Origin of the sequence: Paenibacillus sp. FSL P2-0322 (assembly GCF_037975315.1) — a bacterium.
In the GTDB taxonomy this organism is placed as follows: domain Bacteria; phylum Bacillota; class Bacilli; order Paenibacillales; family Paenibacillaceae; genus Paenibacillus; species Paenibacillus polymyxa_B.
The window spans coordinates 4237177-4250571 of record NZ_CP150243.1; the positions used below are offsets into that span (position 1 = coordinate 4237177).

Below are 13395 nucleotides of genomic sequence, written 5' to 3' on the forward strand. Positions count from 1 at the left end.
AAATGGGGTGCTGAAGTCACCAGATATTCACATTCAACGTAAAAATACCCCATTACTCTTGTGGAGCATTGGGGTACACTCGTTTTTAACGGTCCCTGTTCACGACATAATGTATTAAGTGCTTCAGAAAAGCAATATTACGTGGGATTTCTTCCAATGCTTCCATCGCGAGGCAATAGTGTTCCCACATCTCTTGACTGGCACCTTCAAGACCAAGGATGGACACGAAATTCGAATTGTTATTATCAGAATCTTGGCCAACAGGTTTTCCGAGTAAGAGCATATCTCCTTCCACATCAAGCAAATCATCTTTAATCTGAAAAGCAATCCCCATATGATAGGCAAATTTCTTCAAAGCAGCAATTTCCGACTCCTTGACCTGTGCAAGCATGGCTGGCATAACCAGACAAGCCTCAAACGCCACTCCTGTTTTGTAAAAGCACACCATATTCAGCTGCTCCAAGGTCAGTGCCTTTCCTTTGGAATCCAGATCCATCGCTTGCCCCATACACATATCTTCTGCTTTCTGGGCCGAGTATTGTATCAAAGCAAGCACCGTTTCAGCATTGAACTGGTCAAGTGACGATTGTTCCCCAATCGCCTTCTGGATCAGATACAGACCGGTTAGTTCCGCGGTGGCGCTATTGTGCACCTGATGCAAGGTCTGACGCCCTCTACGGGTAGACGCATTATCCTGGGAAGGAAGATCATCAAAGATCAGGGATGCGGTATGCATATACTCCAGTGATCTCAGAAGAGGCACGATTGCCGATGCATCTAATCCATATTCGTTCACGCCCATGACCCAAGTCAATATAGGCCGTATCCGCTTCCCGTCCCCTTCGAGACTGTAATTTGCAGCCTCAATAAGCTGTTCTTTCATGACCGGAATCCCTTGAGGCTTGGTAATTTCCAATTGGTTGTTAATCTGCTCACGGACCATTTTGACCGTATTGAAAAAGTCTTCCTTTTCCCTCGCATCGTTTTTCAGATGGGTAATCATCTGATCCCGAAGCAGCTTATCTAAGAAATCTACATCATCCGCTTTTTGTACCATCTTCTGAATGAGATTATTAAATTCCGGATTTCCGGATGCAAAGATCTCCATCGTTTCATCATACTTTTCAATACCTACACGTTCTTTATAACGTTTGAGTCCATTCATTGCACGATCCAGTATCACCTCACGAGCCATGGCATCGGAGTCATATACGTTATGGATCAAATAGGAAATAACCGCCCAGTATAATTCAAAGGGATTGATAAGATCCGATCTCTGATGATGATATTTTAAATAGTAGGTATAGGGTGTTACCGCACCGTCTCTCATATCGTCAACCATATCCGCAAAATCATCAGCAAGCTGGTTATAGATACCATAAAAGAATGTTCGTTGCTCAAACCCCTCATCCGCAGGAGCACTAATCACGGAACGGACAATCAATCGGGATGAGGAAGACTTCAAAATAACGGGTATATAAAGCTCTTCATTGGTATAAGTAGCTCTCGTTAGGTCCTTAATACGGTCAATATCTTGAGAATGAAAAAAGACATAGGACTGCTCGAAAAAGGTTTGCTGTGTGTCTGGCCGCTGATGTTCCTTAATATACTCAAATGCACCCGAGAGCTCCGAATGTATGTATTGAATCAACTCCATATGATTTCCGGTCCAATCGCCCAACTCAGGCACAGATCCACTGAGAAGCGCGGCACGTATCATACGGGAATATTGTTCTTTTTCTTCAACCGTCAAAACCTGAGAATCGAGAAGATCATCAATGAAAGGATAGGTTAGACCATAGGAGTACCCAAGCCTGATGGCTTCATCAAGTCTGCGAGCACGTTCCACAGGCAACACTGTATCGTCCATTTCTTCCATCACATGCAGAATAACCCCGATAATGATCTTAATCAGTTTGCGCTGGGCTTGCTCGGCATCCATCTCCTTGGGAATATGGGAGGATACGGACCTAAGTTTGTTGATCACCCAAATTATCGCGGTTTCTATACCTTCCCTCTGGGCCCACCGATACACCCCGGCCAAATTCATAAATTCCGGTTGGTCTCCCCCGTTTGCACGGGTGGATTGGATCAAGTGTTTTTTTACGTCTGCAATGACACGCTGAATCCGGGTATGTGTGTCAGGAGAATCCAGAGCTTTGCCTAGGTCCCTCATATAAATATAGGAGACACTTCGGTCCAGATAATCATCCAATTTGCCTGTATAATTCAGCCATTGAATGTATCTATTATAGTCCCGAGTATCAGGTTTTCTCTTTCTCCGTGAAAAAAAGGATAACCATGAGGAATGATGAATATGATTTTTTTTCCACTTTTGAATGTCTTCTGTCAGGGTAGTCACATAAGATTTGTCTAAGACCTGATCATACAGTAATGCAAAATACTGAATCGCCTTCCGCTCAGCCAGCTGATATCCTGTATTGGCTTGTAATTTTTCATTCATATAATGCATTACCTCAACTTCTCATTTTGTTAAACATGGTTGCATTTCTCCCTGAGGGAACGAACTTGGATCATGTTTTTATCTTTATACGGAAAAAAAACTGTAAGGTTACGAAATTATCATGCTGCTTATCGATACCCCCTCTTTGGCAATATCCATGAATTTAAACCAAAAATATAGGCTCAAAATTACTTTCAATCAACAAAAAAACCCACGTCTGCCGTGGTTTTTTATGCTAACTCTTCAACAGCCACCTGATATAGCAGAGAACCTTCACGGAGCAGCAGGCGGTTTTTTCTGAAATCCTGTTCGTGCGGCTGAAGAAACTCTTGATCGTCATTTAAAAAACGGATGTTTTGCCCTTTGCTCAAACTACCTGGCTTCACATTCTTTTTCAGGACATATTGTCCACTCTTTCCATACCCGCCATCGAATAAAAAGTGATATCCATCTGTAGCCACCCCGGAGCAGCCGGAAATCCTCGGATTCATAAACGTAATATTCGTGTGGTCACTACCGGAAATACGTCCTAATGAAAAGTCTGAATAGTAATAAAACCAGATTTCCTGTTCGCTGACTACGTTTAATGCATAGCAATCATCAATAGCTGCTGCTTGGTTCTCATATATTTTATCTCCCTTTTCATTCCAGGCAACAAGGCCGGAGGACCCAACAGGCTCAACCCAACCATAATTGCCAAATATACCTTCGTCAAAATAACTGGTCCAGATCGTACCTTCTTCTGTTACCTGAACACTCTGGATGCCGTCTCCAAGCAACATCTCATTGACGGTATGACCTTCATAATCAAGGATTTTACCATTTAGATCGTATTGACCAGGCCCATAATAATGGCACCGTGCTCCGACGAGTAACAAATGATTTTTTAGAGGCTGTACATAATGATAGTTGAACTGCTGCCCCTCCACACACACTTCTTCGATGTGATCGTCTAGGATGAGTACCTTGTAAGTATGTCTGTCTTTAAGAGAGGCAGGCGTGAACATCCCCCGCACTCGTTCTGGGACTTTATCAATCAGCAAAATATACACGCGCCCATCAGGGCCAAATTGGGTCGAAACGATCTCAAATCCTTTTATATCATTGGAAATATCAGCAAATGAATGAAGCCGTTTAAATAGATGTGACAAGGTAATTCCTCCTCTGAAGGGTCAATAAAGTGAAGTGTTATTTGTATTGAACTCATTTTGTCATAACGGCATGTTGCTGAGTAGGGCGGAAGTATGGCGATATAGCAAACAAAAAAACAAGCTGGGCTCTGCTTCATAAGAAAAGCAGCCCAGCTTGATCTTTATAGATGTTCCCCTTGGAGCGTTTGGTCCTTCTCAACCTTCTGCCATAAAGCCTCAGTCAGTTCATCTATCGTCTCCTTCATCGCCAGCTTCTCGCGCCAACGACTCGGAATACCGCTTATTCCGTAATAAGCTCCTGCAATTTGCCCGTACACCGCCCCAGTCGTATCAGCATCATCCCCCAGATTCACTGCCAACAGTGCTCCCTCTTCAAATGAAGTCGAATGGTGGAATGCCCACAACGCAGCCTCAAGGGAACGAATGACATACCCGGTTCCTTGTATTTCAGGCGGCTCTTTATGCCGGTAAGATCCCCGAATTATTTCTTCAATGGCTGCCGAATAAGCGGGCTCGTCCTGCCGCCACTTATAACAGACGTCCGCCGATAACATGGATTCTTTGTCCGCTCCTCGCAAACCTGCCACAAGGATTGAAGCAAGCACAGCACAGGACTCCACACTTTCGACTGCTCCATGGGTGGTTCGTGAGCTCATCTCAGCGTACATCACCGCCTCTTCCGGACGGTTCGCATAGGCCATAGCTACAGGTGCAAGCCTCATAATAGAGCCATTGCCGGCAGTCATGGGGTCAACGGACCCACTGTACGGATCTCCGGTAGCTTCGAAGCGATGCAGTGCTGCTCTCGTTGCACCACCGATATCAAAGCACGTTCCCGTGCTGCTCATATATCCCAAGTGGTACCAATTGGTGTATCGGCGCATTTGATCTGCCGGATCAAAGCCATCTTTTCGCACCATACTCTCGGCCAAGCAGAGCGCCATCGACGTATCGTCCGTCCACTGGCCCGGCTTTAACCCAAAGACACCGCCGCCAACGATATCCGTTACAGGTTCAAATGTACCTGGACTGCTGAATTCCACAGTGGTTCCCAAAGCATCGCCCACGGCCAGCCCAACCAGGCATCCCAAAAAACGATCCTTGATAAGTGCCATTTTGGTTTTACGCCCCTTTTCAAATGTAATAACTACCGCATATTTTCCCATCTCGCCAGGAAGGAAGCCCGACACTGCCATTTATTCGTAGCTTAAGGCTTTACAGCGGCTATCCGGTTTCAATTCAATGAAAATTCCTGCCTCTTGATGGTAAACGAGTGGAAACCGCTCCGTATCTACATATTCCCGCACACCGCTTGAAAGCCGCCATACCTGAAGCGAGACTCCTTTTCCCCATAAGAATAATCGGTCACCACAAATGGCCATATCCGCTTGGGGAAAAGGAAAAGTCCCGTCTTCAACAGGCTCACAATTTAGAGATGGAATCGCTGGAAGCACACGTCGGTACCCGGGCTGGGTCATATCGAATAGGACAACAGCCGGTTCAACTCCTTCCTCTCCCCAATCTTCCTCCTCCAGTAAATCAGCATCCATCTGTCCCCAAACCGCCAATGTATCGGGTCCTGTCCAGCACACTGGCCCATCCCAATCTATGGTTTGCCAAAGATCGCGAACCGACGGACCCTTCTCCGATGCCCATGGATTCAGCAGCCAATCCGATAACGACCAAGTTCGGACCACTCCAATCGGAGCCCACACCCATCCCGTATCCGCAATCCACTTTCCCCCTGGTGAAATCAGCAGCCTCCCATGAAAATAATCTAGATAATGCTCATTTTTGCTGTCGCTGTTATACACAGGGGTAGGTCTTGCTGTCAAAAGCATGCCTGTTTCTACATCCGTCAGATCAAGCCGGTTCCATTCCGTCCCATGAACAAGAATGCATGCACCATCTTGGTGTACAAATGCCAGGGGAAACATACTTTTATCGTAGTGATATTCGTCCCGTGATAATTGCATTTTTTCTTGAGCATGGACTAAATCATACACTGCCGCATGCCGTCCAAAACGATTGGAGATAGCTACGTAGTTGCCGTCAGAACTGGTAACCATTTGGACAGGTTGCATGGGATTAAAATCAGGAATACAAATACGTGTGCACAATTCTGCGCTGCCAGAGCGAAGTTCTAGTCTCCACAGTTCTGCTTGTGTGTTTAGTGCCAGCAGGGTTATGCTTTCCTGAGAGTCCCCCTTTAGTGGATGAATGGCTGTAAGGCGTCCGATAGACGATGGTAAGTCAGGTAAAGAAACGTGATGGAATGGCATGATTAATCCCCTTTTACTCTAGATAAATAATAATCTATACCCACATTTGTGAAGCTGGATTTATCAACAAAAAATCTGATATCAAGCAATGCAGTCAATACTTTCATAAAAACTCCCGGTTTTTTCTTGCAAAACAACTTAAGATATGTAATTTCACTAGGATCTCTTTTGAGAACAAAATAGGAGTAATTCATCAAGATCAAATGGGAGATGAACTGCTCTGTTGGAGATTGATGCTCATTGATACAGTCTATCAGCACCTCTAATACCCTATTTTTATTAGATTTGTAGGCTTGCATAAACATCGTTGCTTCTACAAATGGTTTGTTGAAATCATCGAATGGAAAATCATATACATCATGACTACCCAGCATAAAGTTGACCCATTGGCCTTGTAAAAATTTTATTTTTTCCAGCGCTGCTTGTGTATCCATATCCATCTTACTTTTGTGAATATGCTCATGCAAAATGTTAATAAGAATGTGCAGATCATAATATTGTGCGTCTTCCATTCTGTACATAATCCTATTATTTTCAATCGTTAGACGATCATAAATGTCGTCACCTAAACCCAGTTCAAATAAGAGATGGTGAAGGAAAAATAGTCTGTCCTGAGTAAGCGAGAATTCATTCCCTCTCTCTCTTAGATGTGAAACTTGATATTGATAATAAAAACAAAATACGTTTTTTCTCCTATAAGCAACATCTTTATGTATATCAAAAACATTAAAAATGAACGAAAGCAATCGAACCAGGCGTTCAGCATCCAGTTCGCTTCGAATGACATCATCCATTTTTGTAAATAGCGACCTGTCAAACAGATCATGCCATCGCACTAGAGAAACATAATCCTGTTCGTTTATATTCAGGGTTAATATTCTTAAATTTTGCTCTTGATCGGGATAAGAATAAAATAGATATTCATGACTTAAATCAGAAATTCGCTCATTAAAATAAGCTCTTAATTTGTAATCGTATATTTTAGAAAAAGACATGCTTATCCTCCTTACAAGTAAGCCTGAGCATATTAAACTAAGCACAAAACATTTTCGAACTCCTATATTGTAAAATTAATCTGGATAGACTGGCAAGGCGGCACAATTACAGAAACATATGTTCTCCAAATCTATATTATGATATCTTTAGGCTAGAAATGAAACGTTATTGTCGGAGGTCATAGCCTACAATTAGAAAGGAATGAACACCTATGAAACAGTTAAGCGAAGCTTTGGCCCGTTTTGTACAACAACAAAACTTATATAATGATGCCTACGGGCTGTTCCAAAACCACGACATCCAGCCCCGGATGGAGAACCTAACAGATTGCTGGGACAGACGGATTCCCGTATCCCCTGAGCTTGAGTACCTGTATAGCCATTATGAAATGATCGATGCTAAGGCAGCGGGAACACACAAATTAAAAAATGCAGCAGTTGAAATCGGGGATGCCGCGGTTCTCTTTTTTGCCGCACCAGAACATCTGTATCGCCAACAGCTGGGCTATCGCTGGATTACATCTGGTGAGCTTGTCCAAGAATCTTCTTCGTGGCCGCCCCATCATGTCGTGATTGCCACTTTTAATGACGATCCAGTCATTGTCGATACTAGCGCACTCGGTTCCCCTGTATATGCTGCATTCGAAGGCGGTGTCCCGCAGCAGATTGCTGACTCTTTAGCTAACTTCTTTACGGCTCTCTCCATCCTGATTGAAGGTGCCTGTACCTTTAAGGGAGAATTGAAAGATGAGGAGACCTACGAAACCAAAGCAGAATATATCGAGCACGTAAAACCGCTGCTGCATCCGCTGTTGAGCGAAAATCAAACCACGTATTTAATGGAATACCTATCCCTTTGTTAGAAATCCTTTTTTTTGAAGAGAGGTGGGACTTTTTATGATCTATATCGCATTACTGCGGGGCATCAATGTTGGCGGCAACAACAAGATCGAGATGAAGAGGCTCAAGCAAACGTTTGAAAATGCAGGTATGGGGCATGTGACAACTTACATTAATTCTGGAAACATTATTTTTTCTAGTCAGACCCAGTCTAACCAGGAGCTTTCACTCATATTGGAACAGGCGATTCTGGAGGATTTTAGCTTACCCATCCGCGTCATCGTCCGTAACATGAAGGAAATTCAGAGCATTATGGAGGCACTGCCGAATGAATGGTCTAATGATACACAGATGAAAAGTGATGTAATGTTTCTGTGGGATGAAATTAACGATATTTCCGTTCTGGACAAGCTTCCTTTGAAACCGGGAATAGGCCATGTAATATATACGACCGGGGCCGTTCTGTACTCTGTCAGCAAAGAACAAGTCACAAAAAGCGGGTTAACGAAATTAGTCGGAACCAAGCTGTATCAGCAAATGACGGTGCGGAATGTGAACACAACTCGTCAGATTTATAAGCTGATGCAAATGGCTGAACAGGAAGAGTTGCAGGATACGAGTTCTTGACTGTAATCCAAAAGCAACGTTGGAAGGGTAAACTTAAAAAGGAGCCTTTTTAGGGCTCCCCAACTGTTTTTCTTCGATGTAAAGTTTTCCCTAGTCTTTATATATTGTCTCGTTAAATTTTAAAGCCTTCGACCAGTTCATTCAGTCGGGCAGCGCTTCCCTTCACCTGATCAGACTGGTGTGCCACTTCAAGAGATTTCTCCGTCGATGAAACCATATTCTCTGCAATGTGCTGAGTGGATATAGCGGACTGTTCGCTGGCTGTTGCAATCTCATGAATTGCTCTCACCATGGTTTGGATGGTTGCATTCACCTGCTTAGAGGTAGCGTTCAAATCATTGACCGTGTTCGTATGCTCCACGGCATCATTGTAATATTGTCCTGCTGTATCCTCAAGCAGCTGATAATCCTTGCCTACCTGGGCTTGCAGGAAGTGCAGTAATTCTTCGGCATTAGTAGTTAAATTCTCTACCGATTGCACAACTTCTTGAGTAACACTCTGAATTTGGTCTACCGCGTGTTTGGAGCCGTCTGCCAACTTGCGAATCTCGTTAGCCACAACCGCAAACCCTCGACCTGACTCACCCGCACGAGCCGCTTCAATGGATGCATTTAGAGCCAGCAAATTGGTTTGTGCCGTAATTTCTAAGATAGACTGAGAAAGTAAACGAATTTGGTCTACGGCCTTGGCTCGTTCTAACGCTTCCTTCATCTTTTCATTGGCCTTCCGGTAAATTTCCTTGGCCGCTTTATTGGATTCACTTGCCGCATGCTTCAATGTTTCGGCTTTTACACTTGTATCATGGGCAGACTGAGCTCTTTCTTGAGTTTTGACCGAAATGTACTCTGCTGCCCGCTGCATTTCTTCCGCCGAATGGTTCATATTTTCGGTGTATGCCGAAGTCTCTTCCATAGCTGCTGACAGCTGTTCGACCGTGGCAGATACATCTCTAATCCGCTCATTGAGATCTGTCATATTATGATTCGTCTGATCACTCAGTTGGTTAATTTGGCGTGACTCTTTGATAACCCCCGTAATGACCATTGAGGTTGAATCTGTCATTTGTTGAATGGCACGCGCAATCACAGCGATCTCATTATTTCCTTTAAGCAAGGCAGGATCAAGTGCTGCCGTTAAATTTCCTTGGGTAATCTCCTCACAGTATTTCGTAATTGTACTCATCCGAAAACGGATATTTCGAATGGCCGCAAAGGAGATGGTGATAAGAATAGCCAGCACGAGGGCCAGAACTGTGATCAAAACAATTGTACGCATTTTAATCTCATTTTGCGTATTTTGATATAAGTTGGCGGATTGCTCATTGTTATAATCTGAAATCGTAGTCAGCATCGTAACAATTGCCGTACTGGATTTATTAATCCGGCCTCTCTCTTCCGTGTCATACGTTCCGCTATTTTTTTTGACTGCCATGATTTGCTCAATATCCTGATAATATGTGTCTATACTCCCCCGTAGTTCCTCGTACATTTTCTGTTCCTTAGCATCCAAATTCCTTTGTGAGAATTCATTTAGTCCGGTTGTAACGCTATCTTTTCCTTTCTGCACCTGCTTATACTGTTTATCTGTGTACTCCTTATTGTCGAGTATTTTTGTATAATTAGCCCGCATATTATAGAAATCACTTTTGACTTCAAGAATATTCGTTTGGTGTTGAAAGCGATCCACATACAAAATACCTTGACCCTCTTTAGCTTGATACATACCGATAACCCCTACCAACGATACAATGAGTAAACCCACTAAGCTGATTACAATCATGGAGATCATCGTTGTCGTAACCTTTAAATCTCTAAAACCCTTCCCTTTTTTAGTCCTGTCTGATAGCTTGTTACTCATCCAAACCCCTCCAGATCGTCTATGGATAATAGTTCACGCTGCTCTCAACTTTCACGAGTTTCCGCTCGGTCTCCTTGACATTGCCCTCCAAACAACACAATGAAGCAGATCACAGAACGTGATGATATCTATATTTATATATATCGGTAGAAAGCGCTTAAATTTATAAGTAAGATAACAGTGATGCAAAAATAAAGAATATTCTGATAGCCAAATTCATTTGCAGACTTGCTATGTAACTCAAAATTTTAGATACTCATGGGCTTGAAGAATTTGCTAAACCTATCTACTATTTACTTTTAGCCATATGATAACAAGCCCCGATGATAAGTTATTTCATCGGGGTATATTATCCTATGGCTATGTCCTTCTTCTCTTTATTGTTAAGTCTTCAATTTAAAACCTAGTGTGATAATTTCATGCGGCTTTACAGACTGAAGTAACTCATCAGAAGAATCCATTACGATGTCTTCTCCTTGTTCTTCGAGGATATTACTTTTATAAAAATCGTATTGCTGCGTCCTGGGCTTGATAATTAATTCGGCTATACTATGACTCATATTGTACCAGCGTAACAGCACATCCCCCGACAGCTCATTCATTTTCATAGAGGAAAAGGCAAGCTCCGTGCTTTTCCAATCAAACGGCCCATAATCTGGAGCAACTGTACCCTCATGAATCCCCGTTTGTTTTACAATCCAAGGAATTTGGTATTGATAGGCTTCTCTATACGCGCCGGACTGAATACCGTCGCCATCATGTGGAATGATTTCCAGACGGGCGGTATGCTCACCTGGACATTGCGCTTCCGGCGTCGGGAACCATCCCCAATCACCCAGCTCGCCAACTGAGCGAAGCAGCGTTACTGCAATCGTGTTACGTCCATCACGCAGCACTTCATATTCATTCAACCCGAGATTGGCCACGGTCAGACCGGTTTGTTCCCCGCTTACATCCACAAACGCCTGCTGATGCTGTGTGTTGCTTGGGTTTTCCCACTCAGGTGCGGGTTCATTGTCCCGGATTGCAATTTCAAACATGGCGTCCGCCCGATGCTCGCCAGAGTGTATTTCTGTCGGAAACAGAGCGCGTAGTCGGTGGTCCTTGGCTTGGTTGTTGAAGGTGGTTTCCATAGAAACACCCCTGCTGTTCCGAGATAAAGAAATGACAGTCCGTATCGTCAGCGGAACAGTCTGTCGGGAGCGCTGAGCCTGACGATACGGATAATAAACTAGCTCTCGCTGCTCCTGCCCCAGCGTTTCATCCGCAGAGGCCGGTATTTCCCAATGATGGATAATCTCCAAGGATGCGAGAAAAGGTGTATCTTCAAGCACACGGATGTCAGCGATCAAATCTTCGGTGGTCAGCGCCTGCTCTCCCTCGGGCTGTCTGAACATATACTCGTTGCCGATATCACCAACATTTTCATATACGCCAAGGTCTTTGTAGCTGCAGCCTGTACGCTTATCCGTCAGGGTAAAAGAGCCGTTATCCGCAATTTCGACGTGAAGCAAATCATTTTCCATACTTCGACTGCCTTGAAAAAGTGAAGAGGAGTCAGTCTCGACATTGCTTTTCAGCCAAGCATAGGTTTTTAAGCCTAGCAGGGGCACACGTTCTACCTCAAAGGTAAGGCGAACCCGACGAGACATGTAAGGCTGGCGGAATCGATCATCCGGCAAATCATAACCGAACTGTAGCCCGAGGTCCTCCACCTTGCATGCCACCGGACACCCTTCACTGTCCACCAGTACGCGCCCGGAAAGATCCACTTTCTTCGCTCGATGAGAGGCCTCCTCAAGCGTGTATCCTTCACGGAAGTATAGACGCACCACTTCCAGTTCTGCCGACACTATACCACTGCGTTCCCAGCCTGACGTATTAAAAATCACGAGTGGCAACGCATCTTCTCCAAATCGACTGAAGCCCGTCGTATCCACTGCTTGCGCAATGACCTCAATGCTTTCATCCACAATGCTCTCGGCTACATGACGGCTCTTATCAAACCGGGTCACCATCTCACGGTGCACCTCGTCCACACTACAGCCGCAAATACTGTCATGCGGATGGTTCTGCATCAGTGTTTTCCAGGCATAGGTGAACAAATGGTGAGGGTAAGCCTGCCCCAACAGATGCGCGAAGGTTGCAAGCGGCTCAGCCACTTTTTCCAGCATCACTTGTCCCAACTGGTTCATCTGTTTCAAATACACCCGGGCAGAAGCCGTATTCACCAGCGTTCCCCAGCCGTCCGTGCGCTGACTGCGAAACTCTCCCTTCACTGACGAGAGTTGCCTTTGGGAAGCCCGTTTCAGAGAGGTCAGATAATCGTTGAAATTAGAATGAATAAACTCCATATCCGGATAAAGCTTCTGTGCCGTACGGATTGCTTCCGGTAAATCAAGCTGTAAAGGCTGGTGATCGCATCCGTTCATGAACAGCAGCTCGCCAGTTGAAGCATATTTTTGCGCATCATCCAGTTTACGCTTCCAATAAACCTTGGCTTCCGCCTCATCTACCGGAACCTCATTGCCGTTGGAATACCAGTTAGCGAATAAAATACCGAGTACCTCCGATCCGTCTGGCCCCGTCCATAACAGTTCCGAAAAGGAGGACTCGTAGCCTCTATCCGACACTGTATTGTTAAACCCTGTGGGCTTTACGCCCCTTCCGAAGAAAACATTCGTAATCCCCGACTGTAGCATTAACTGCGGAGTCTGCCCAACCAGACCAAACGTATCGGGGAAGTATCCGATCTTGGACGGATTGCCGTAACGTTCAGCATCGCGGTGCCCGATCTGCATATTACGTACATTGGCTTCGCCGCTGGTCAGAAAAGCATCCTGCAAAATGTACCAGGGTCCGATAAAAATACGACCATTGCGAATATGCTGCTCCAGCCGTTCCTTATGCTCGGGGCGAACCTGTAGATAATCCTCCAGAATGATCGTCTGCCCGTCCAGATAAAAGCTTTTATAATCTGGGTCCTGCTCCAGCTTATCCAGTAGAGAATCCATCAGGCTAATCAGGCGCATATGGTGCTTCTCATAAGGCAAATACCACTCCCGATCCCAGTGGGTATGCGAAATAATATGTGCTGTCGTCTTGCTACCCGTATATGTGTCTACTTCCCTGCTTATCGCTTGATTGCTGATTGATTCATCCCTTTGCTCGCTCATTG

General features: G+C 44.6%; 9 protein-coding genes. 2 read left to right on the forward strand and 7 right to left on the reverse strand.

Annotation, left to right across the window (positions count from 1 at the left end; genetic code table 11):
• Positions 1 to 85: 85 nt before the first annotated feature.
• The 5 genes from MKY24_RS18670 to MKY24_RS18690 form a co-directional block, all read right to left on the reverse strand.
• Positions 86 to 2473, reverse strand: coding sequence for a polyprenyl synthetase family protein (locus tag MKY24_RS18670; RefSeq protein WP_339200595.1), 2388 nt, complete (start codon positions 2471 to 2473; stop codon positions 86 to 88).
• Positions 2474 to 2694: 221 nt separating this feature from the next.
• Positions 2695 to 3615 (reverse strand): hypothetical protein, encoded by a 921-nt coding sequence (locus tag MKY24_RS18675; protein WP_034095069.1) that lies wholly within the window; start codon positions 3613 to 3615, stop codon positions 2695 to 2697.
• Positions 3616 to 3776: 161 nt separating this feature from the next.
• A complete protein-coding gene (locus MKY24_RS18680; protein WP_075155074.1) occupies positions 3777 to 4730 on the reverse strand; it encodes an ADP-ribosylglycohydrolase family protein in 954 nt (317 codons plus the stop codon).
• A gap of 81 nt (positions 4731 to 4811) precedes the next feature.
• Positions 4812 to 5897 (reverse strand): hypothetical protein, encoded by a 1086-nt coding sequence (locus MKY24_RS18685; RefSeq protein ID WP_339200597.1) that lies wholly within the window; start codon positions 5895 to 5897, stop codon positions 4812 to 4814.
• A 2-nt stretch (positions 5898 to 5899) separates the two neighbouring features.
• Complete coding sequence (locus tag MKY24_RS18690) at positions 5900 to 6892, reverse strand: hypothetical protein (protein WP_339200599.1); 993 nt, start codon at positions 6890 to 6892, stop codon at positions 5900 to 5902.
• 212 nt (positions 6893 to 7104) lie between these two features.
• On the opposite strand from MKY24_RS18690, the gene MKY24_RS18695 reads away from it, so the two are divergent.
• Both MKY24_RS18695 and MKY24_RS18700 read left to right on the forward strand, forming a co-directional pair.
• Complete coding sequence (locus MKY24_RS18695; protein ID WP_339200601.1) at positions 7105 to 7755, forward strand: hypothetical protein; 651 nt, start codon at positions 7105 to 7107, stop codon at positions 7753 to 7755.
• A 34-nt stretch (positions 7756 to 7789) separates the two neighbouring features.
• Positions 7790 to 8359, forward strand: a complete 570-nt coding sequence (locus tag MKY24_RS18700; protein ID WP_023989662.1) for a DUF1697 domain-containing protein — start codon at positions 7790 to 7792, stop codon at positions 8357 to 8359.
• Between the two features lie 112 nt (positions 8360 to 8471).
• On the opposite strand, the gene MKY24_RS18705 is transcribed toward MKY24_RS18700, so the two are convergent.
• Together MKY24_RS18705 and MKY24_RS18710 are read right to left on the reverse strand one after the other, a co-directional pair.
• Entirely contained in the window at positions 8472 to 10217 is a 1746-nt protein-coding gene (locus MKY24_RS18705; RefSeq protein ID WP_053325855.1) for a methyl-accepting chemotaxis protein, read from the reverse strand.
• Positions 10218 to 10600: 383 nt separating this feature from the next.
• Positions 10601 to 13393, reverse strand: coding sequence for an alpha-mannosidase (locus tag MKY24_RS18710; protein WP_339200606.1), 2793 nt, complete (start codon positions 13391 to 13393; stop codon positions 10601 to 10603).
• Between the last annotated feature and the right edge of the window lie 2 nt (positions 13394 to 13395).